At 61.4% G+C, this 22,203-nt stretch carries 20 protein-coding genes; 7 read left to right on the forward strand and 13 right to left on the reverse strand.

What is annotated here, in order from left to right:
- Positions 1-111: 111 nt before the first annotated feature.
- Positions 112-2,385, reverse strand: a complete 2,274-nt coding sequence (parC, locus tag BHU62_RS20585; protein ID WP_073534109.1) for a DNA topoisomerase IV subunit A — start codon at positions 2,383-2,385, stop codon at positions 112-114.
- A gap of 316 nt (positions 2,386-2,701) precedes the next feature.
- On the opposite strand from parC, the gene BHU62_RS20590 reads away from it, so the two are divergent.
- On the forward strand, positions 2,702-3,283 hold the full coding sequence (locus BHU62_RS20590) for an NAD(P)H-dependent oxidoreductase (protein WP_073534111.1): 582 nt from the start codon (positions 2,702-2,704) through the stop codon (positions 3,281-3,283).
- Positions 3,284-3,316: 33 nt separating this feature from the next.
- Positions 3,317-3,625, forward strand: coding sequence for a putative quinol monooxygenase (locus BHU62_RS20595; RefSeq protein ID WP_073534137.1), 309 nt, complete (start codon positions 3,317-3,319; stop codon positions 3,623-3,625).
- A gap of 5 nt (positions 3,626-3,630) precedes the next feature.
- Here the strand turns inward: BHU62_RS20595 and BHU62_RS20600 are convergent, their stop codons facing one another.
- From BHU62_RS20600 to nudF, 6 genes are all read right to left on the reverse strand, one after another.
- Positions 3,631-4,545, reverse strand: coding sequence for a LysR substrate-binding domain-containing protein (locus BHU62_RS20600; RefSeq protein ID WP_073534113.1), 915 nt, complete (start codon positions 4,543-4,545; stop codon positions 3,631-3,633).
- An 80-nt stretch (positions 4,546-4,625) separates the two neighbouring features.
- Positions 4,626-6,521, reverse strand: a complete 1,896-nt coding sequence (gene parE / locus BHU62_RS20605; RefSeq protein ID WP_073534115.1) for a DNA topoisomerase IV subunit B — start codon at positions 6,519-6,521, stop codon at positions 4,626-4,628.
- Between the two features lie 46 nt (positions 6,522-6,567).
- Positions 6,568-7,152, reverse strand: a complete 585-nt coding sequence (gene yqiA, locus BHU62_RS20610; protein ID WP_073534117.1) for an esterase YqiA — start codon at positions 7,150-7,152, stop codon at positions 6,568-6,570.
- The gene (gene cpdA / locus BHU62_RS24735) at positions 7,152-7,979 is read right to left on the reverse strand and encodes a 3',5'-cyclic-AMP phosphodiesterase (protein ID WP_088776075.1); all 828 of its coding nucleotides are present in this window, start codon (positions 7,977-7,979) and stop codon (positions 7,152-7,154) included. The genes yqiA and cpdA overlap by 1 nt, the downstream gene beginning before the upstream one ends.
- Positions 7,980-8,006: 27 nt before the next feature.
- The gene (locus BHU62_RS24740; protein WP_088776076.1) at positions 8,007-8,432 is read right to left on the reverse strand and encodes a DUF1249 family protein; all 426 of its coding nucleotides are present in this window, start codon (positions 8,430-8,432) and stop codon (positions 8,007-8,009) included.
- A complete protein-coding gene (nudF, locus tag BHU62_RS20620) occupies positions 8,432-9,064 on the reverse strand; it encodes an ADP-ribose diphosphatase (protein ID WP_073534119.1) in 633 nt (210 codons plus the stop codon). Before nudF ends, BHU62_RS24740 begins: the two co-directional genes overlap by 1 nt.
- A gap of 347 nt (positions 9,065-9,411) precedes the next feature.
- On the opposite strand from nudF, the gene tolC reads away from it, so the two are divergent.
- Together tolC and dhaR are read left to right on the forward strand one after the other, a co-directional pair.
- Positions 9,412-10,926, forward strand: a complete 1,515-nt coding sequence (tolC, locus tag BHU62_RS20625) for an outer membrane channel protein TolC (RefSeq protein WP_073534121.1) — start codon at positions 9,412-9,414, stop codon at positions 10,924-10,926.
- Between the two features lie 151 nt (positions 10,927-11,077).
- A complete protein-coding gene (dhaR, locus tag BHU62_RS20630) occupies positions 11,078-13,027 on the forward strand; it encodes a dihydroxyacetone kinase operon transcriptional regulator DhaR (protein ID WP_073534123.1) in 1,950 nt (649 codons plus the stop codon).
- Here dhaR and dhaM read toward each other — a convergent pair.
- The 5 genes from dhaM to BHU62_RS25540 all read right to left on the reverse strand — a co-directional run bounded on the left by dhaM (position 13,024) and on the right by BHU62_RS25540 (position 17,615).
- The gene (dhaM, locus tag BHU62_RS20635; RefSeq protein WP_073534125.1) at positions 13,024-14,454 is read right to left on the reverse strand and encodes a dihydroxyacetone kinase phosphoryl donor subunit DhaM; all 1,431 of its coding nucleotides are present in this window, start codon (positions 14,452-14,454) and stop codon (positions 13,024-13,026) included. The genes dhaR and dhaM overlap by 4 nt on opposite strands.
- A gap of 11 nt (positions 14,455-14,465) precedes the next feature.
- The gene (gene dhaL / locus BHU62_RS20640) at positions 14,466-15,098 is read right to left on the reverse strand and encodes a dihydroxyacetone kinase subunit DhaL (RefSeq protein WP_073534128.1); all 633 of its coding nucleotides are present in this window, start codon (positions 15,096-15,098) and stop codon (positions 14,466-14,468) included.
- A gap of 9 nt (positions 15,099-15,107) precedes the next feature.
- Complete coding sequence (gene dhaK, locus BHU62_RS20645; protein WP_073534131.1) at positions 15,108-16,178, reverse strand: dihydroxyacetone kinase subunit DhaK; 1,071 nt, start codon at positions 16,176-16,178, stop codon at positions 15,108-15,110.
- Between the two features lie 51 nt (positions 16,179-16,229).
- Positions 16,230-17,330 (reverse strand): glycerol dehydrogenase, encoded by a 1,101-nt coding sequence (locus BHU62_RS20650; RefSeq protein WP_073534132.1) that lies wholly within the window; start codon positions 17,328-17,330, stop codon positions 16,230-16,232.
- Positions 17,331-17,483: 153 nt separating this feature from the next.
- Entirely contained in the window at positions 17,484-17,615 is a 132-nt protein-coding gene (locus BHU62_RS25540) for a hypothetical protein (RefSeq protein WP_265341108.1), read from the reverse strand.
- Positions 17,616-17,683: 68 nt separating this feature from the next.
- Here BHU62_RS25540 and BHU62_RS20655 point away from each other — a divergent pair, with 68 nt between their 5' ends.
- Both BHU62_RS20655 and BHU62_RS20660 read left to right on the forward strand, forming a co-directional pair.
- The gene (locus BHU62_RS20655; RefSeq protein ID WP_049198472.1) at positions 17,684-18,352 is read left to right on the forward strand and encodes a DUF1190 family protein; all 669 of its coding nucleotides are present in this window, start codon (positions 17,684-17,686) and stop codon (positions 18,350-18,352) included.
- Positions 18,353-18,355: 3 nt separating this feature from the next.
- Entirely contained in the window at positions 18,356-19,516 is a 1,161-nt protein-coding gene (locus tag BHU62_RS20660; protein ID WP_073534133.1) for a glutathionylspermidine synthase family protein, read from the forward strand.
- Positions 19,517-19,561: 45 nt separating this feature from the next.
- On the opposite strand, the gene ygiD is transcribed toward BHU62_RS20660, so the two are convergent.
- Positions 19,562-20,344, reverse strand: a complete 783-nt coding sequence (ygiD, locus tag BHU62_RS20665) for a 4,5-DOPA dioxygenase extradiol (protein ID WP_073534134.1) — start codon at positions 20,342-20,344, stop codon at positions 19,562-19,564.
- A gap of 326 nt (positions 20,345-20,670) precedes the next feature.
- On the opposite strand from ygiD, the gene BHU62_RS20670 reads away from it, so the two are divergent.
- On the forward strand, positions 20,671-22,203 hold the full coding sequence (locus tag BHU62_RS20670; protein WP_073534135.1) for an alkaline phosphatase: 1,533 nt from the start codon (positions 20,671-20,673) through the stop codon (positions 22,201-22,203).

Here is a 22,203-nt window from a genome sequence, read left to right on the forward strand (position 1 = left end):
CACAATAATTTTATGCGCAGAAATGTTAACTATTTGGAAAATAAACGCCAGCAAAAATAAATAAGGCGGCCGCAGCACGCTGCGACCGCCCGTTAACGCCGACGTCAACGCTTACTCTTCGCTGTCGCCGCCCGTCACCCGCACCGGCGCATCCACTTCAACGCGATCGATGCGCTGCAGGCCGCGCGGCAGCTGGGTGCCTTTGCGGCCGCGCTCCGCGCGGAATTTCTGCAGATCTTCCGGCCGCAGCGTCAACTTGCGTTTACCGACGTGCAGCGTGACGGACGCCTGCGGCGGCAACACGAACAGCCAGGCCAGTTTGTCTTCACCGGCTGCGGCCTGCGCCGCCGGAATGGAGACAATCTTGTTGCCCTTGCCTTTCGACAGCTGCGGCAGATCGGCGACCGGGAACATCAGCATGCGCCCGGCGGCGGTGATCGACAGCAGCATGTCGTCCGCGCCGTGAATTTCCATCGGCGGCAGCGCTCTGGCGTTGTCCGGCAGCGTGATCATCACCTTGCCGGCGCGGTTGCGCGCCACCAAATCGTTGAAGGTGCAGACGAAGCCGTAACCGGCGTCGGAAGCCATCAGCAGCTTCTGATCGTCCGCCGCCATCAGCACCTGCTCAATGGTGGCACCCGGCGGCGGCGTCAGCTTGCCGGTCAGCGGCTCGCCCTGCCCGCGCGCCGAAGGCAACGTCAGCGGATCGAGCGCATAGCTGCGCCCGGTGGAGTCGATGAACACCACCGGCTGGTTGCTCTTGCCGCGCGCCGCACCGCGGAAGCTGTCGCCGGCCTTGTAGCTCAAACCGGCCGGATCGATGTCGTGGCCTTTGGCGCTGCGCACCCAGCCCATTTCCGACAGCACGATGGTCACCGGCTCGGACGGCACGAAGTCGTGCTCGCTCATCGCTTTGGCTTCCGCACGCTCGGTCAGCGGTGAACGGCGATCGTCGCCGTAGGCTTGCGCATCGGCCTGGATCTCTTTCTTCAGCAGCGTATTCAGCTTGCGTTCGGACGCCAGCAGCGCCTGCAGCTGATCGCGCTCTTTCGCCAATTCGTCCTGCTCACCGCGGATCTTGACCTCTTCCAGCTTGGCCAGGTGGCGCAGTTTCAGCTCGAGGATCGCTTCCGCCTGGGTGTCGGAGATGCCGAAACGCTGCATCAGCACCGGCTTAGGCTCATCCTCGCTGCGGATGATGTGGATCACCTCGTCGATATTGAGGAACGCCACCAGCAAGCCTTCGAGGATATGCAGGCGCTTCAGCACCTTCTCAAGGCGGTAGTTCAGGCGGCGGCGCACCGTGTCGCGACGGTAGGCCAGCCATTCGGTGAGGATCTCCACCAACCCTTTCACCTGCGGGCGGTTATCCAGACCGATCATGTTCATGTTGATGCGGTAGCTGCGTTCCAGATCGGTGGTGGCAAACAGGTGGTTCATCACCTGATCCAGATCGATACGGTTGGAGCGCGGCACGATCACCAGGCGCGTCGGGTTTTCGTGGTCGGACTCATCGCGCAGATCTTCGACCATCGGCAGCTTCTTGGCGCGCATCTGGCTGGCGATCTGCTCCAGCACCTTGGCACCGGACACCTGATGCGGCAAAGCGGTGATCACCGCGCTGCCGTCTTCTTTTTTCCACACGGCGCGCATGCGCACCGAGCCGCGGCCGCTTTGGTAAATTTTGCGGATTTCATCGCGTGGGGTGATGATCTCGGCTTCGGTCGGGAAATCCGGCCCTTGTACGAATTCGAGCAGATCGTCGAGCGAGGCACCCGGTTTGTCGATCAACGCCACCGCAGCGGCGGCGACCTCACGCACGTTGTGCGGCGGAATGTCGGTCGCCATACCGACGGCAATGCCGGTGGTGCCGTTCAGCAGGATGTTCGGCAGGCGCGCCGGCAACATCTTCGGCTCTTGCAGCGTGCCGTCAAAGTTCGGGATCCAGTCGACGGTGCCCTGGCCCAGTTCGGCCAGCAGCACTTCGGCGTATTTGGACAGGCGCGACTCGGTATAACGCATCGCCGCAAACGACTTGGGATCGTCCGGCGCACCCCAGTTCCCCTGGCCGTCCACCAGCGGATAGCGATACGAGAACGGCTGCGCCATCAGCACCATGGCTTCATAGCACGCGCTGTCGCCGTGCGGGTGGTATTTACCCAACACGTCGCCCACGGTACGGGCGGATTTCTTGAATTTGGCGCTGTTGGTCAGCCCCAGCTCAGACATGGCGTAGATGATGCGGCGTTGTACCGGCTTCAAACCGTCGCCAATGTACGGCAACGCCCGATCCATGATGACGTACATGGAATAGTTCAGATAGGCGTTTTCAGTGAATGTGTGCAGCGGTAAACGCTCTACACCGTCATGAGTCAGATCACTCATTACTCAATTATCCTCAGACCGTGGCTTGGCAATCCCTGGACGACAATCAGGCATCGCTTGTCGATTCTGCCCGCGATAGTAACCCATCTGCGGGGTAGCTGTCACAGTTGGCGCGAGGATTGCCGGCCGAAGCCGCTACCGCCGGGCGGTTTAGGCAAGATTCCTCCCTGATTGTTGATTTCAAATCAACACTGTTGTGCCCTGCATCACGTTTTTACTTACCCAGCCAGCGATTACACTCGCGGTCAGCAAGCTGTTTACCTCGCCCCGCGGCGAAAAGCGGCCTCTATTTTAACTCTGACGGGAGTCGCAGAAGATGAGCAATATCCTGATTATCAACGCTAAAAAACAATTCGGCCATTCCAACGGCGAACTCAACCAAACCCTGAGCGACGTGGCGGAAAGCTTCCTGCGCGATCGGCAACACGAGGTGCAGGTCACGGTGGTCGACGACGGCTATGACATTGAAGCCGAGGTGCAGAAATACCTGTGGGCCGACGCCGTCATCTATCAGATGCCGGGTTGGTGGATGGGCGAGCCGTGGATCCTGAAAAAATACATCGACGAAGTGTTCACTGCCGGTCACGGCAGCCTGTACGCCAACGATGGCCGCACCCGCAACGACGCCGGCAAGCAGTACGGCTCCGGCGGCCTGATTCAGGGAAAAAAATACCTGCTGAGCCTGACCTGGAACGCCCCGCTCGAGGCCTTCACCGATCCGAACCAGTTCTTCCACGGCGTCGGCGTCGACGGCGTCTACCTGCACTTCCACAAGGCCAACCAGTTCCTGGGGATGGAAGCCTTGCCGACCTTTATCTGTAATGACGTGATAAAACAACCGAATATCGCGAGCGACATCACACGCTATCGCGCGCATCTGGCGGAAATTTTTGCTTAACTGGCAGCGAACGGCTTAACCAACGAGGTAATGATGATCACCGTAATCGCAGAAATCAAAGTCAAACCCGGCCACCGCGCCACCGTGTTACAAGCCATTGAGAAACTGGTGCCGCTGGTGCTGGCGGAAGAAGGCTGCGGCGAATACACGCCGATGGTAGACAGCCACACGCAGGCGCCCTGGCAGAAACTGTCGCCGGATTCGGTGTTCATGCTAGAAAAATGGCAAAGCCAGGCACATCTGGAAAAACACCTGCAGATCGACCATATGCTCAAGCACCGCGAGACCATCAAGGACGATGTGTTGGGCACCGAGATCTACATGCTGGAAAACGCGCTGTAATCCCTTCAGAGGCCCTCTGCGGCCTCTGGCGGTTCTCCCTCAAGGCGGGCGCTGACGTAGTCGAGAAAACAGCTGAGACGTGCCGCCAGCTGGGCATTGTGGTAATACACCGCGTTGATCGGCTGACGCACGTCCACCGTTTCCCGCACCAGCAGCGGTACCAGTCTGCCTGCCTCCCGATCGCGTCGGGTCATGAAGTCCGCCAGCTGGACAATGCCCGCACCGCGCAGCGCCAACTCACGCAGCGTCTCCCCGCTGGAGGCCGAGATCGTCGGTTCGATAGCAAAATGCCGCGCCTGCCGATGGCGCAGCGGCCACTGGTTCAACGATTCCGGGTAGGTGAATCCCAACAGGCAATGGCGGTGCAGATCTTCCACGCTGTGCGGCTCTCCGTGCCGTTGCAGGTAGTCCGGGCTGGCGAGGATACGCAACCGGCTGTTGCCCAACAGGCGCGCATGGAGCGTAGAATCACGCAACGCGCCGATGCGGAACGCGATATCGGCGCGCTTCTCCAGCAGGTCGATATTGCGATCGTCGGTGTCCAGCTCCAGCTCAATCTGCGGATAACGGCGGCGGAACTCCGCCACCATCGGCACCAGCACGTGCGCCATAAAAGGGGCGGCGGCGTTGACCCGCAGCCGACCGGCGGGCAGTTGCCGCCGCAACGCCATCAGCTCTTCGGCCTGATCCACTGAACGCAGTATGTCGCGCGCTGGCGCAAGGAAGCTCTGCCCTTCTTCGGTCAGGCTCAGGCGACGCGTAGTGCGGCGCAATAGCGCGGCATCGAGTTTCTTTTCCAGACGGCTGAGTGCGCGGCTGATGCCGGAAGGGGTTTGCCCGAGTCGATCGGCGGCGGCGGTGACCGAGCCGCTGTCGACCACCGCAGTGAACGCCAGCAGCTCTTCGAGGGTGATCTTCACACGGTTCGCCCCAGGTTATGGGCGCCGCATAACGCCCTGCGGGAAAGCAGGCCCGGCGTTTCACCGGGCCGGGGACAGGCTCAGACCGCCAATTCGGCCATGTCGCCCTTGTCTTGCAACCAGTTGCGGCGATCTTCCGAACGCTTTTTAGCCAACAGCATATCCATCACTGCCAGCGTCTGATCGACGTCATCCTCCGCCACCGTCAGTTGCACCAGACGGCGGGTGTTCGGATCGAGGGTGGTCTCGCGCAGCTGCAGCGGGTTCATCTCGCCCAGGCCTTTAAAGCGCTGTACGTTCGGCTTGCCCTTCTTGCGCTTCAGCTGTTCCAGCACGCCGGCTTTCTCTTCTTCATCCAGCGCGTAGAACACTTCTTTACCGAGATCGATGCGATACAGCGGCGGCATCGCCACATAGACGTGGCCGCCTTTCACCAGAGAGCGGAAGTGGCGCACGAACAGCGCACACAGCAGCGTGGCAATGTGCAGGCCGTCGGAGTCCGCATCCGCCAGGATGCAGATTTTGCCGTAGCGCAGCTGGCTGAGATCTTCGCTGTCCGGATCGATGCCGATCGCCACGGAAATGTCGTGCACTTCCTGCGAGGCCAGCACTTCGTCCGAGGACACTTCCCAGGTGTTCAGGATTTTGCCCTTCAGCGGCATGATCGCCTGATATTCACGATCGCGCGCCTGCTTGGCCGATCCGCCCGCCGAGTCCCCTTCCACCAGGAACAGTTCGGTCATGGCCAGATCCTGTGAAGTGCAATCCGCCAGCTTGCCCGGCAGCGCCGGCCCGCTGGTCAGCTTCTTGCGCACCACTTTCTTGGCGGCGCGCAGCCGGCGCTGGGCGCTGGAAATCGCCAGCTCGGCCAGCTGTTCCGCTGCCTGAACGTTCTGGTTCAGCCACAGGCTGAAGGCGTCTTTCACCACGCCGGAAACGAAGGCCGCGCACTGACGCGAGGAAAGACGTTCTTTGGTCTGCCCGGCGAACTGCGGATCCTGCATTTTCACCGACAACACATAGGCGCAGCGGTCCCAGATGTCTTCCGCCGACAGCTTCACGCCGCGCGGCAAGATATTGCGGAATTCGCAGAACTCGCGCATCGCGTCCAGCAGCCCCTGACGCAGGCCGTTGACGTGGGTGCCGCCCTGCATGGTCGGGATCAGGTTGACGTAGCTTTCGGTCAGCAGCTCGCCGCCTTCCGGCAGCCACAGCAGCGCCCAGTCCACCGCTTCGGTGTCACCGGCGAAATTGCCGACGAACGGCGCTTCCGGCAGGGTGATCAGGCCGTTGACCGCTTCCATCAGGTAGTCGGTCAGGCCGTCCTGGTAGCACCAGCGCTGTTCGGTGTTGTTCACCTTGTCGATGAAGTAGATCTCGACGCCGGGGCACAGCACCGCTTTGGCTTTCAGCAGGTGCGTCAGGCGCGATACCGAGAAGCGCGGGCTGTCGAAGAACTGTTCGTCGGGCCAGAAGTGCACGCTGGTGCCGGTGTTGCGCTTGCCGCAGGTGCCGATCACCGTCAGATCCTGCACCTTGTCGCCGTTTTCGAAGGCGATGCCGTAGACGTTGCCGTCGCGGCGCACGTTGACTTCCACCCGCTTCGACAGGGCGTTGACCACCGAGATCCCCACGCCGTGCAGGCCGCCGGAGAACTGGTAGTTTTTATTCGAGAATTTGCCGCCGGCGTGCAGCCGGCACAGGATCAGCTCAACCGCCGGCACGCCCTCTTCAGGGTGGATGTCCACCGGCATGCCGCGGCCGTCGTCGATCACTTCCAGCGACTGATCGGCGTGCAGAATCACGTCGATGCGCTTGGCGTGGCCGGCCAACGCTTCGTCGACGCTGTTATCGATCACCTCTTGGCCGAGGTGGTTTGGGCGCGTCGTGTCGGTATACATGCCGGGACGACGGCGCACTGGTTCTAGACCGCTGAGTACTTCAATGGCATCAGCGTTATAGCTGGATTGAGTCATCGTTGATTATTTTTTCGTGGTTAAAGGAAGGTGCCGGAACGGTCCGTCAGACCGCGTTTAGCCCTAAAAAATCCACAATCTGGGGGAAGTAGTGCTCGAAACCGACGAAGGCGTGGTTTCCACCCGACTCCACCGTTTGCCGACATGCGGAGTAATACGCCACCGCCTGGCCGTAATCGAGAATTTCATCGCCCGTTTGCTGCAGCAGCCAGATTAAATCCGGCGACTCCAAAGGCTCGATCTGCATCACTTTCAGATCGTAAACGTGACGTGACTCTAACACATATTGCTGGCCGGTGTAGGGGTTCTCGTTGGCGCCGAGATAGTCGATCAGCAGTTCAAACGGCTTGACCGCCGGGTTGACCACCACCGCCGGCAGCGAAAAACATTGCGACAGCCAGGTGGCATAATAGCCGCCCAGCGAAGAGCCCACCAGCCCGAGCGTTTGCCCGGCCCGTTCCAGTACCAGAGTCTCCAACATCTCGGCGGCCTCCGCCGGAAACGCCGGCAGCTGCGGCACCAGCATCTCGATATCGGGGTAGTGTTCAGCCAGCCAGGCCTTGAAAGCCACCGCCTTGGCCGACTGCGGCGAACTGTTGAAACCGTGCAGGTAGAGCAGTGTTGAAGGCATCAGTATCCATCCGAGTCCATATCGGGGCGGAAATCGTCGTTCTCCAGGCGGAACACCTGTGTCTCGACGCGGCCGTCCGGCAGCAGATCGAGATAGCGCCAGCCGGGGGAGACGTCGTCGATGGTGAAGTTGGTGCAGTGCGGCTTGAATTGCACGCAGGTGGACGGCGTCGCCAACAGGCGTCGGCCCTGCCATTCCAGATCCAGATCCTGGTGAATATGCCCGCACACCACGGTGTTCACCTTCGGATAACGCAGCAGGATCGCGCCCAGCATATGCGGATTGCGCAGGCTGTGCTGATCGAGCCAGGTACAGCCGGAAGGCAACGGATGATGGTGCAGCAGCAACAGCGTATAGCGCTCGGGGTGGGCCTGCAGGCAGCGCTCCATCCACTCGAGCTGGTATTCGCTCAGCTCGCCGTGCGGCACGCCAAACACCTGGCTGTCCAACATCAGTACCTGCCAGTTTTCACCCAGCAGCACCTGCTTGGAAGGGGCGATGCCGGCGGCGGCCAACGCGTCGACCATCGCCGGTTGAAAATCGTGGTTGCCCGGCAGCCACACGCAGGGGGCCGGCAATTGCGCGATGCCGGCGGCAAAGTGGCGGTACGCCTCCTGCGAATGATCCTGCGCCAAATCTCCCGTGGCGACGATCAGATCGACATCGCGGCGCTGCGCCTGGATGGCGTCCAGCACCGCGTGATAGCTGCGATAGGTATTGATGCCGAGCAACGTCTCCTGTTCGCCGGCAAAAAGGTGGGTATCTGTTATTTGTAGAATCCTGACCGCGGCCCCACTCGCCACGGGCAGTTTAAACAGGCTTTCCAAATGGTGTCCTTTGTTATTTCAGTCTGTCTAACAAACCGGAACCGCCATCGCTCCATGCGCCAAACAGTAGCGCAGCCAATCAGCAAGAAACTGGTTAATTTGATGCTTTTCGTCGCGTTGATGCAACTTTTTATTAGGATAATCATAACGCGCTTTAAAGCGGTAGATCTGCTGACTGGAACACACTTCCGCAACCATGGCGTCATGGTACAACCGCACCGTCATCGCGGGCAGGCTCCAGTAGCTGACCGCCGGAGAGATCTGTTCGATCTCCACCAGCGACGTGTAACGCGTGGACTCAACGATGATCAAACGATAGCCGGCGCCGTTCACCTGATAAGTCACCGTTTCGCCCACTTCGTCGTTGCGCGGCAACAAGCGGCGCAATTGCGCGAAGTTGGTTTCGCACAATCTCATCATTTCGGGGAAATCAGGGGTATAGCGCTGTTTCATTAGTTGGCCCACTCTTTTCTCAACGATTCATGGTGCAACGCCAGCCACTGCAATGCAATCACTGATGCGGCGTTATCGATCGCGCCCTCCTCGACCCAGCGGTAAGCCTGTTCGCGGCTGACCACATGGACGCGAATATCTTCATGTTCTTCCGCCAGGCCGTGGATGCCTTCGGCGGTGCCGGCATCCACCTCGCCGACCATGATCGACAAACGTTCGCTGGTGCCGCCGGGGCTGGCCAGATAGCTCAGCACCGGTTTGCAGCGTCCGACCACCACGCCGGCCTCTTCCTGCGCTTCGCGGCGGCACACGTCTTCGACGCTCTCGCCGGTTTCGATCATACCCGCCACCATTTCCAGCAACCAGGGCGAATCACTGGTATCGACCGCGGCGATGCGCAGTTGTTCAATCAACACGACTTGGTCGCGCACCGGATCGTAAGGCAACAGCACCGCCGCATGGCCGCGTTCGAAAATTTCACGTGTAATTTCAGGGCTCATCTCGCCATTGAACAAACGATGGCGAAACCGGTATAAATCGAGTGAAAAAAAACCACGGTACAGCGTCTCGCGTGCAATAATTTCTACATCTTTTGTATCGAAAGTGACGGGCGACGGCTGCGAACGGTTCATGAACGAATTCTCCTGCGTAAGTATGCCGATAAAATAAACGGTTTTGATGACAGAAACAGCGGGGCGCTCCGCCGCGGCTTTATGTTAGGCTGTTTTTCGCCGCCGGACGCGGCGCGTTTGTGCGCTCGCACGCAATAGCGGGAAACAATCCGGATTGTCAGCCATAATATCAGCTGCGACCGGCCCGGGCAGTACGCCAAGGTAAATGGGTGGTCTGAAAGGTAAAAGTTACGTGAGATGGCACATTCAGCCACCTGATGCGTACCGCAGACTCTGCTAGAATCGGCAACTATTTCGTCTATCGTCAGCGCTAACATAGCAATATTGCTGCACAACAAGGAATGCAAATGAAGAAACTGCTCCCCCTTCTTATCGGACTGAGCCTGGGTGGCTTCAGTGCAATGAGCCAGGCAGAGAACCTGCTGCAGGTCTACAAACAGGCCAGGGAAAGTAACCCGGATCTGCGCAAAAGTGCTGCTGACCGCGACGCCGCATTCGAAAAGATCAATGAAGCGCGCAGCCCGCTGTTGCCGCAGCTCGGCCTGAGCGCCGGTTACAATTACAATAACGGCTATCGCGACAGCAACGGCATCAACAGCAATGTGACCAACGCTTCGCTCGGCCTGACCCAAACCATTTTCGACATGTCGAAATGGCGCGCGCTGACGCTGCAGGAAAAAACTGCCGGCATCTCCGACGTGACCTTCCAGACGGCGGAACAGCAGCTGATCCTCAACACCGCCACCGCCTATTTCAACGTGCTGAGCGCCATCGACACGCTCTCTTATACCCAGGCGAATAAGCAAGCGGTCTACCGCACGCTGGATCAAACCACCCAACGCTTCAACGTGGGTCTGGTGGCGATCACCGACGTGCAGAACGCCCGTTCCGCTTACGATACCGTGCTGGCGGCCGAAGTGACCGCCCGCAACAATCTGGACAACGCGCTGGAAGCGCTGCGCCAGATCACCGGCACCTTCTACCCGGAGCTGGCCTCACTGAATACCGATCGCTTCAACACCCAGCGCCCGGAAGCGGTGAACAACCTGCTGAAAGAAGCGGAAGCGCGCAACCTGAGTCTGCTGTCTGCCCGTCTGAGCCAGGATCTGGCGCGCGAGCAGATCCGCTCTGCGCAGACCGGCTATATGCCGACGGTCAACCTGAATGCGTCAACCGGGATCACCAATACCCGTTACAACGGTTCCGCGACCCACAACACCCTGAATTCAAACTCCTTCCGAAACTCTGACGCAGGTCAGAACCAGGTAGGCGTTTCTATCAGCCTGCCACTGTACAGCGGCGGTGCAACCAACTCGCAGGTGGAGCAGGCGCAATACGGCTTCGTTGGCGCCAGCGAGCAGCTGGAAAGCGCCCACCGCGGCGTAGTCCAGACCGTGCGTTCGTCGTTCAACAACGTCAACGCCTCGATCAGCAGCATCAACGCCTATAAACAGGCGGTGATCTCCGCGCAGAGCTCGTTGGATGCGATGGAAGCCAGTTATCAGGTCGGCACCCGCACCATCGTCGACGTGCTGAACGCTACCAGTACTCTGTATAACGCCAAACAGCAGCTTTCCAGCGCACGTTATACCTATCTGATCAACCAGCTGAACATCAAGTCGGCGCTCGGTACGCTGAACCAGAACGATCTGCTGTCGCTGAACGGCGCGTTGGGCAAGCCGGTGTCGACCGCGCCTGACGCCGTCGCACCGCAGAACCGCTCTCAGGACGCTTACGCGGACGGCTATCAGGACAACGCGCCGATGCAACAGGTCGCCGCGCCGGCACCAAGCACCACACGCGCTGCGGCACCGGCCGTCAGCCAACCGGCTCGCAACAGCGGCAACCCATTCCGCAACTGATGCGTGCGCTTTGATAAACACGGGGTCCGGCCTGCGCCGCACCCCGTTTTTTTTGCCTCGATTTCCCCCGCTTCTGCCCGCCGCCTCACAGCCGCCGCTGCGCCAGGTGGTATCATCGTCACTCTCGTTTTCGCAGTCTGGATGAGGTTCGATGGACAATGATTCACGCTGGCAGCGTCTGATTAACGACGGCGCACTGCCGCCGCCGCTGCGCCCGACACCGGCGGTTTACGCCTCCTGGCTACGCTGCCGCAGCCTGATGCAGCCAGACGTTTGGCAAGCACCGCACCGCGCTCAGGGCGCCACCTTCGAATCAATGTGCCGCCGCAAAAACGACCTGTTGACGCTCGGCCAGGCGGCGCTGGAAGACGCCTGCGAATACATGGAACCGCGCCGCTGCCTGCTGATGATCCTCGACGAGAGCGGCTGCATGCTGTGGCACTGCGGCGATGCCCAAACCTGGCAGCGTTTGCAGCAATTAGGGTTCGCCCCCGGCGCTTACTGGGCCGAGGGGCAGATTGGCACCAACGCCCCGGCGCTGGCGGCGGCGGAAGGCCATCCGGTGCGGGTGAGCGGTGAAGAGCACGTGCGCCGGGCGCTGCACGGCTGGTCGTTCTGCGCTACGCCGGTCTACGACAACAGCGGTCGCCAGCGCGGTTCGATCGCGCTGGGCTGCCTGCTGGCCGATTGTGCCGCCGGCGATCTGTCGCTGACGCTAGCCATCGCCCGCGAAATCGGCAATTCGCTGAACGCCGACGGTCTGCTGGCGGAGTCCAACCGCCATCTGAATCAGCTTTACGGCCTGCTGGACGGCGTGGACGACGGCGTTATGGCCTGGGATCACCGTGGCTACCTGCAATACATCAACCAGCGGGCCGCCGGCCTGCTCAAGCTGGACGAACAGCAGAGCCAAGGCAAGCCGCTGGCGCAGCTGCTGACGCTGCCCGCCCTGCTCAAACGTGCCATCGCCGACCGGCAGCCGCTACAACACGTCGAAGTCACCTTCGAAAGCCAGCGGCAATTTATCGCCACACTGCTAACGCTGAAACCGATTTTCGACGGCGATCGCTGCAGCTTCATCGCCTTGCTGCATCCGCTCGAACGGCTACGCCAGTATGTCAGCAGCCAACTGGGGCGCGTCAGCCACAGCTTCGAACAGATGCCCTCCACCTCGCTGGAGATGCGGCGGCTGATCCGCTACGGGCAGCAGGCGGCCAAGGGCCAGCATCCGATCCTGTTGCGCGGAGAAGAAGGCGTTGGCAAAGAGCGGCTCAGCCAGGCGATCCACAACGCCGGTGAACGCGCCGCCGGGCCGTATATCGCCCTCAACTGCCAGTTGCTGCCGCAGGCGCAGGGGCTGCGTGAGCTGCTGGGCTGCGACGCCAGCGAAGAAGAGGCCGGCCAGCTGAGCAAATTCGAATTGGCCAACGGCGGTACGCTGTACCTCGAACAGATCGAATATCTGCCGACGGAGATGCAGTCGGCGCTGCTGCAGGTGTTGAAAACCGGCGTGGTGATCCGCCTCAATTCCAGCCGGGTGATCCCGGTCGATGTACGGGTGATCGCCGGCAGCGCCGCCGACCTGCCGCTGCTGGTGCAACAAAACCGTTTCCGCCGCCAGCTGTTTTACAGTCTGCAGGCGTTCGAAATCCAGATCCCGCCGCTGCGCCAGCGGCTGAGCGATATTCCGCTGCTGGTTAAACACCATCTGCGCGCGCTGGAGCAGCATTTTCAGTGCCGTTTTCGGGTGGATGACGAGGTGATGGCCCAGCTGGCGCTCTACCTGTGGCCGGGCAACGATTTGGAACTGAAAGGGGTGGTGGAGCGCGCGGCAATGATCTGCCACGGCCACCACATCCAGCTGGCGGATCTGCCGGCGCATCTGCTCGGCCAGCCGTCGCTGCTGGAGAGCGATCCGCCACCCGGCGCGCCGCTGTTGACGCTGACGGACATGGAGCGCCAGGCGATCCTCCGCGCGGCGACCGTCAGCCGCGGCCAACTGACGGAAATGGCGCAGCTACTGGGCATCGGCCGCACCACCCTGTGGCGGAAGATCAAACAGCACGGGATCGACATCCGTCAGTTCAAGCTGCACGCTTAGTGACTGAGCTGCAACACCCCGCGTGCGGCGTCCAGCATCGCCTTCTGCCCGCCGCGGGTTTTGCTCAGGCAATCCTGCATGCCGACCACCATCGGAATGCCCATCGCCTTCGCCAGAATGGCGCTGTGCGACAGGGCATTGCCGCCACTCAGGCAGATACCGAGCACCAACCGGCGATCGAGCATCACCACCTCAGAAGGCATCAGCTCGTCCATCACCAGTATCGACGGCTCCGCGAGCGCAATGGCCGGCAGCGGCACCCCCTGCAGATGGCACAGCGTGCGGCGCAGCATGTCGCGTACATCCAGCTCGCGCGCCCGCATGTAGTCGTCATCCAGCGCGCGATACTCTTCGGCAATCGCCTCCAACACCTGCCGCCAGGCCTGCTCGGCGCTGCACAGTTGCTGCGCGATGCGCGTGTAAGCCGCCTGCTGCAGATCCGGGTCGTCCAGCAACATGCTGTGAGCACCGAAGATCGCCGCCTGCGGCTTGCCGATCAGCGTGCCGGTGCGCTCCGCCAGCCGGTTCAGATCGCTCAGCGTGTGCTGTAGCGCCTCCCGTAGCCGTTGCTGTTCGCCCAACACCTCGTCCGCGCCGATCCGCCGATCGACGGTTGGCGGCCAGAAGCTGTGGGCCTGGAACACCGGCCCGCTGGTGACGCTTTCCGCCACCGGAATGCCATGCAGCGAAGGTTGCTGCCGCTCGGAGACCGTCTCACCGAAGTGCTGCTCCGCCAGCGCTTTGAACGCCGCCAACGCATCATCCGCCTGCGCGCCGTCGGCGATCAGGCGAATAGTGTCGCCGTGGCGCACCTGCAACAGCGCCAGCTGATTGAGGCTGCGCGGATCGACACACTGCCCCTGCTTTTCCAGCACCAGCTCGGCCTTGAACGGCGCCAGCGCCTCCACCAGCCGCGCCGCCGGGCGCGCATGCAGGCCGTGCGGGTTCTGCACCGTCCAGGTTGCGCTTTTGCCCTGCGCCAGCGGCAAGGCCGCGCTCTTCGCGGCCGGCGAGGCCTCGCCCAACTGCGCCTGTTTGGCCTGCAGCGCGCCCTGCGCCTCCGCCATCACCTGTTCCAGCGAAGCGCCAGCGTTGGCGGCCACCACCGCCGCCAGCGTGCCTTCGACCAGCGGCGCCGCACACAGCCGCACGTTGGCCGCCAAGTCCGGGTCCAGCAGATCGAGCGCGGTTTCCGCACTGAGCAGCGCGCTGCCCAGATCCATCAGCACCAAAACGCCATCGCCGTCGGCGACCGCTTCGATCGCCGCCATCACTTTGACCGCGTCGGTGCCGATCGGGTGTTGCTCGTCATCCACGCCCGCCGCCAGCGCCAGCTTGCAGCCGTCGCCGCGCATCATCTGCTGCGCCAGCTGCTCAACGCCGCGCGCCAGCAACGCGCTGTGCGAAACCACCACGATATTAATCATCTCGCCTCCTGCTAGCTGCCAGCGACCTCGGCCAGCGTTTTCATCATCAGCATCACCGAAGTGGCGCCAGGATCCTGGTGGCCGATGCTGCGCTCGCCCAGGTAACTGGCCCGCCCCTTGCGCGCCTGCATGGTGATGGTGCTCTCCACCGCCCGCTCGGCACCTTCGGCGGCGCGCTGCAGCGCCTCCGCCACGCTCAGTTTCTGCTGCGCGGACTGGCCGAGGCTTTCCACCACCGGCCACCAGACGTCGCACATGGTCTTGTCGCCCGGCTCCGCCTTGCCGCGCATCACTACGCCTTCAACCCCTTCCTGCATCATCTGATGCAGTTCCGCCAGATCCAGGCTTTGCTTGGCGTTCGCCGCCTGCGCTGCGCGGATGAAGAAGGTGCCGAACAGCGGGCCGCTGGCGCCGCCCACGCTAGACAGCAGCGTCATGCCGGTGTTTTTCAGGATGAAACCGATATCCTTGTCCGCCACCGACGGCAGCTTTTCCACCACCTTGTTGAAGCCGCGATTCATGTTCAAACCGTGGTCGGCATCGCCGATCTCGGTGTCCAGCTGGGTGAGAAAATCGCGCTCCCGGCTGAACACCTCGCCGCAACGCATCAGCCAATCGACGACCTGTTGTTTGGTCAACGCCATGATTCCTCCTCAGTAACCCCAACGCAGCGCAGGCGTTTTCACCGGCGCATCCCACAAGGACAACAGCTCGTCGTCCACCTTCAACAGCGTGATGGACACGCCCTGCATATCGAGCGAGGTGCAATAAGAACCCACCAGGTTGCGTTCAATGATGATGCCCGCCTCGGCGCAGCGCTCCGCCAACCGATGGTACACGCCGTACAGCTCGGACAGCGGCGTGGCACCCAGGTTGTTCACCAACGCGATCACCCGATCGCCGCGCGTCAGCGGCTGTTTGGTCTGCATCTCGTCGCGCCACTCGCCCTGCTGACGATCCCAGACGCGGATCGCGCGCTGATAGTGGCCGTGGTCGATCAGCGTATGGAACATGTCATCCACCGCCGCATTAAGCGTGGTGAACGGGCGGCGCGCAATGCCCGGCTCGCCGTGAATGCCGACGCCGAACTCCATCTCGTTCTCTGCGAGGGTGAACGACGGCTTGCCGGCGGCCGGCACGGTGCAAGCGCCCAGCGCGATGCCGATCGAATGCCCGTGGTTGTTAATGCGATGCCCCAGCGTCACCACGCTGTCCAGATCGTCGCCGCGCGCCGCGGCGGCACCCAACAGTTTCTCCATCAGCACGGTGTTGGCCACCCCACGCCGCCCGGCGGTGAACAGGCTGTCTTTAACCGCCACGTCGTCATCCACCAGCACCGTCGCCACCGCGACGCCGCTGTCGTGCAGCAGCTCGGTGGCGGTTTCGAAGTTCAGCACGTCGCCGGTATAGTTCTTGATCAGCAGCAGCACCCCGGCGCCGCCGTCGATAGCCTGACCGCACTCGTACATTTTATCCGGCGTCGGCGAGGTGAAAATCTCGCCCGGACAGGCGCCGTCGAGCATCCCTTCACCGACGAAGCCGCAGTGCATCGGCTCGTGGCCGCTGCCGCCGCCGGACAGGATCGCCACCTTGCCCGCCACCGGCGCATCGGCGCGGGTCACGAACACCGGATCCGCATGCACCAGCAACTCGGGATGAGCCTCCGCCAGCCCCTGCAACTGCTCTTCCAACACCGACTCGACCTGATTAATCAGTTTTTTCACGATGGTTTCCTCTGTAAGCCCAGGGGCGCGGCACACCGCGCCCCGACGGTATCAATGACGCTGCAGCCAGGCGGCGCCCAGCCGATCCGCCGTCAGGATCGCCGCCTGCACGCCGGCAGGAGTGACCTTGAACGGCATGTTGTGAATGGTTTCGCCGGCGGCGCAGCTGGCCTCGGCCACTGCCATCATCTTCGCCGGCGTATCGCCCGCGACGCCCATCTGCGCCAGCGTGATCGGCAAGCCGACGCCATGACAAAACGCCAGCACGGTTTCAATCTGCGCCATCGGGCTGTTCTGCAGCACCAGCTGCGCCAGGGTGCCGAACGCCACTTTCTCGCCGTGATACAGGTGGTGGCACTCTTCCAGCACGGTGAAACCGTTGTGAATGGCGTGCGCCGCCGCCAGCCCGCTGCTCTCGAAGCCAATGCCGCTCAGATACGTATTGGCCTCGATGATGCGTTCCACCGCTTCCGTCACCACGCCGGCCTCGACCGCCAGCTTGGCTTTCACCCCTTCCGCCAGCAGCGTGTCATAACACAGCCGCGCCAGGCTGAGCGCCGCCAACGTCGATTTGCCGCCGGCCATGCTGGTGGCCTGCGCGTCGAAGCAGGCCTGAGCCTCGAAATAGGTGGAGAGCGCGTCGCCCATGCCGGCCACCAGCAAGCGCACCGGCGCTTTAGCGATGATGGCGCTGTCCATCACCACCATGTCCGGGTTGCGCGGGTAGATCAGGTATTCGGCGAACTCGCCCTGTTCGGTGTAGATAACCGACAGCGCGCTGGTCGGCGCATCGGTGGAGGCGATGGTGGGAATGAGCACCACCGGCAGCTGTTGGTAGTGCGCGATAGCCTTGGCGGTGTCGAGCGTCTTGCCGCCGCCGACGCCGATCACCCCCCGGCAACCGTGGGCCTGCAACTCATGGCCGAGCCGGTCTATCTCCTTGCGGCAGCATTCGCCGTTGAAGCGGGCCGCGTGATGTTTCACGCCGTGCCGCTGCAGGCTGCCCATCAGGGTGTCGCCCGCCAGCTGCATCACGAAGTCGTCGGCGATCACGAAGTAATGATCGGCGAGGGATTTGGCGTATTCGCCGACGGCAGCCAGCGCATTGGCGCCCTGGATGTATTTGCCTGGTGACTGGATGATTCTCAACATAACCGGATCCTTGTAGGGAGTTGGCGATGGTAACGTTCAGATATCAGGTGATGACGCGCCGACTTCACCGCCGGCTTGTTGTTGTGCTTCGACTATGAGCGCCCGCCGCCCGCCTGGCGAGCCTCGCGATTTTTGTTCCATAATGGAACATCATCATAGCGACAACGTTTCAATATGAAACGCCAACGCGCGTTTTTTCGCCGCGAAAGCGAACTGGCGCACACCCCAACGTATAACTGCGTAAAGAGTGGATTCCGAGGGCGTTTCAGCTTTAATTTTGACCATGTTTCCCCTATCCTTAGCGCCACTACTGGGAAAGGGCGAAAACAGCCCGCATGATGGGATTGATAACGATGAAACGGACAAAAAACATCAACCAAGAGACGTTCCGCAAATCCTGGCGCAGCTACCGTGTCGCGCCCGTGGCCTTGGCGATCAGCGCCGTCTTTATGCTGGCCGGCTGCGAGAAGAGCGATGAAACGGTCTCCCTGTATCAGAATGCCGATGACTGTTCGCGCGCCAATCCTTCGATGAGCGAGCAGTGCACCACCGCCTACAACAGCGCCCTGAAAGAAGCGGCGAAAACCGCGCCGAAATACGCTACCCGCGAAGACTGCGTCGCCGAATTCGGCGAAGCGCAGTGCACCCAGGCGCCGGCTCCGGCACAGGCCGGCATGGCGGCGGAATCGCAAAGCAGCGGCAGCTTCTGGATGCCGCTGATGGCGGGCTACATGATGGGCCGCCTGATGGGCGGTTCCGGCTTCGCGCAGCAGCCGCTGTTCACCTCCAAGAACGCCGCCAGCCCGGCGAACGGCAAGTTCGTCGACGCCAGCGGCAAGAGCTACGGCCCGGCCACCGCCGGCGGCCGCACCATGACGGTGCCGAAAACCGCCATGGCGCCGAAGCCTGCGGTCACCAACACCGTGACCCGCGGCGGCTTCGGCGAGACCGTGGCCAAGCAGACCAGCATGCAGCGCAGCAGCGCGACTTCCAACTCCGGCTCTCGCAGCATGGGCGGTTGAGGCATGAAACGTATTGCTATTACCGAGCGCCCGGACTGGCGCGAAAAAGCGACCGAGTTCGGTTTCCGTTTCCACACCATGTATGGCGAGCCGTACTGGTGTGAAGACGCCTATTACCAGTTCACGCTGGCGCAGATTGAAGAGCTCGAAAGCGCCACCGCCGAGCTGCACCAGATGTGCCTGCAGGTGGTGGAAAAAGTGGTTGGCAGCGACGAGCTGATGGCCAAGTTCTGCATCCCGAAACACACCTGGGAGTTCGTGCGCAGCGCCTGGCGCACCAACCAGCCGTCGCTGTACTCGCGTCTCGATCTGGCCTACGACGGCGTTAACCCGCCGAAGCTGCTGGAGAACAACGCCGATACGCCAACCTCGCTGTATGAGGCGGCCTTCTTCCAGTGGCTGTGGCTGGAAGACCAGATCAACGCCGGCAATCTGGATCCGGAATCGGATCAGTACAACAGCCTGCAAGAGAAGCTGATCGAGCGTTTCGCCGAGCTGAAAGCGCATCACGGTTTCGGCCTGTTGCACCTGGCGTGCTGCCAGGACAGCGAAGAAGATCGCGGTACGGTGCAATATCTGCAGGACTGCGCGCAGGAAGCCGGTCTGCCGACCGAATTCCTGTTCATGGAAGAGATTGGCCTCGGCGAAAAAGGCCAGTTCACCGATCTGCAGGATCAGGTGATCGGCAACCTGTTCAAGCTCTACCCGTGGGAATTCATGCTGCGCGAGATGTTCTCCACCAAGCTGGAAGACGCCGGCGTGCGTTGGCTGGAGCCGGCCTGGAAGAGCATCATCTCCAATAAAGCGCTGCTGCCGCTGCTGTGGGAAATGTTCCCGAACCACCCTAACCTGCTGCCGGCCTATTTCGCGCAAGACGATCATCCGCCGATGGATCATTACGTCACCAAACCGCTGTTCTCACGCGAAGGCGCCAATATCCAGATCGTCGAAAACGGTCAGGAAGTGGCGCGCGTCGATGGACCTTACGGCGAAGAAGGCATGATCGTACAGCAGTTCCATCCGCTGCCGAAGTTCGAAGGCAGCTACACGTTGATCGGCAGCTGGTTGGTGAACGATCAACCCTGTGGCATCGGCCTGCGTGAAGATCGTGAACTGATCACGCAGGATCTGTCGCGCTTCTATCCGCACACCATCCTCGGCTGATCGCACTGCCGAAGACAAAAACGCCAGTCTCTGACTGGCGTTTTTTTACCCCACCTGCACCGACAGCATGCTCAGCGCCCCCATTTCGATACCGTCGATCGGCACGCTGATGGCCTCTTTCCCATCCCAACCGCCGAGCACATACAGCAACGGCAGATAGTGTTCCGGCGTCGGATTCGACAGCGCCGCACCCTCATGGCGCATGAAATCCACCAGCGGATGGTTATCGCCCCGATAACGCAGGTTATCCCGGACAAAGTTATTGAAAGACTCCGCCCACGGGTAGGCGCTGGTATCGCCCTGCCATTTCACCATGCGCAGGTTGTGCACCACGTTGCCGCTGGCGACGATCATCACCCCCTCATCCCGCAGCGCCGCCAGTTTGCGGCCCAGCTCATAGTGATAGGCCGCTGGCTGCGTGCCGTCGACGCTGAGCTGCACCACCGGGATGTCGGCATTGGGGTACATCTTGATCAATACGCCCCAGGTGCCGTGGTCAAGCCCCCACTCACCGAGATCGGCCGTCACCGGCACCGGCGCCAAAATTTTCTGCAGCTGCGCGGCCAGCGCGGGAGAACCCGGCGCCGGATAACGGGTATCAAACAGCGCCTGCGGGAACCCGCCGAAGTCGTGAATGGTTTTGGGTTTTTCCATTGCGGTTACCGCAGTGCCGCGTGTGTACCAATGCGCGGAAACCGCCACGATCGCCTTCGGACGCGGCAATGACTCACCCAACGCACGCCATGCCTGAGTGTAGCGGTTTTCCTCCAGCACGTTCATCGGGCTACCGTGGCCAAGAAACAGTGCCGGCATACGAGAGGTGTTCATAGGGAGATCCTTAGTTCAAATTGTGCTATGGCGTTACATTACGCGCTTTGCCGCACCAACACAGCCGGATAACCGTGATGATGATGTTCAATAAATTTGAAATAAAACCCCAGGAAGTTCACTGGCCAATATAAAGACAAAAAGTTTATGCTTTTCATATAATTAATAGTCCATATGAATACCATGACATTACTGCCACACAGGTCTAATTTGTGAGCAATTTATGTATTTTTTGTTAACGCAATCTATACACTCCTCCTTTAGCCGACAGGGTGCTGACAACCCCATCGGCACGACGGGAATCACGTCTCACCAAGGAGGAATTCATGTTCAGACTCACACTGGCAACCCGCCTGGCGCTTTCCATGTCCTTACTCGCCGGCTGGACGGCAACCGCCGGCGCGGCGGACAAAGCGCAGCTCACGCAGCGCGAAGATCCTTACTTCCTTCAGGCGCAGAATCAGCTGCAACAGCGGATAAAGCAGACGCCAAACACCAACCGCGCCAAAAACGTCATTCTGGTGGTCGGCGACGGCATGGGTTTTTCCACCGTGACCGCCGCCCGTATTTTTGAAGGGCAGCAGCGCGGCGTGGACGGCGAATCCAACGTGCTGGCCTGGGAGGCCTTCCCCTATCTGGCGGCGGCCAAAACCTACTCCGCGGATGCCCAGATCACCGACTCCGCGCCCAGCGCAGTAGCGATGACCACCGGCGTCAAAACCATCAACGACCTGATGGGCCTCAATCATACGGCCGCCCTCAACAATTGCGAGGACCAGCAAACCAAGGCCGTCACCACGCTGTGGGAGATGGCCGCAACGCTCGGCATGTCCACCGGCGCCGTGACGACCGCGACCATCACCCACGCCACGCCAGGCGCAACCTATGCCCATATTGCCAACCGCGATTGGGAATCCGACGCCAAAATGCCGGCAGCGGCCCTGGCCGCAGGCTGCCGCGACATCGCGCGCCAACTGGTGGAAATGAAGTACGGCAACGGCCTCAACGTGGCAATGGGCGGCGGGCGCGCCAACTTCTTGCCCGACAGCGTGAACGATCCGGAATACCCCGGTAAGCAAGGCGCCAGAAAGGATGGCCGCGATCTGACACAGGCCTGGCTGCAACGCTATGGCGAACGCGGGCAATACGTATGGAATCAGGCGCAGTTCGACAAGATTGAACCGGGTAAAGTCGACCACCTGCTAGCCCTGTTTGAACCGTCGCACATGAACTTCGAACACGACCGGCGGAAAGACGCGGCGGGCGAACCTTCGCTGGCGGAAATGACCAGCAAGGCCATCGATATTCTGGCCAAGAATCCCGAAGGCTACCTGCTGTTGGTGGAGGGCGGACGCATCGATCACGGCAGCCACAACGGCAACGCTTACCGCACGCTGAGCGACGCGGTCGCCCTGAACGAAGCGGTGAAAACCATCGTCGACAAGGTCAATCTGGATGAAACGCTGGTGGTGGTGACCGGCGATCACAGCCACACGCTGACCATCGCCGGCTATGCCAAACGGGGCAATCCTATCCTCGGCATTTCCGTGGGGGTCAACGGCAAACCGCTGCTGGGCAGCGACGGCAAGCCTTACACCACCGTCGGCTTCGCCAACGGCCCCGGCGCCGTCATCCCGCTGACCGAGCGCCCGACGCTGACCATGGAGCAGGCCACCGCGCCCGACTTCATTCAGCCGGCGCTGGTGCCGCTGAAAAGCGAGACCCACGGCGGGGAAGATCTCGGCATCTACGCCATCGGCCCTTGGGCGCATCTGTTCCAGGGCACGGTGGAAGAGAACTACACCTTCCACGTGATGAATTACGCCAGCCGCATCGGCGAACGCCTGTCAAAACTGTAG

This window comes from Serratia marcescens, from assembly GCF_001902635.1.
GTDB classification, from domain to species: Bacteria; Pseudomonadota; Gammaproteobacteria; order Enterobacterales; family Enterobacteriaceae; genus Serratia; species Serratia marcescens_F.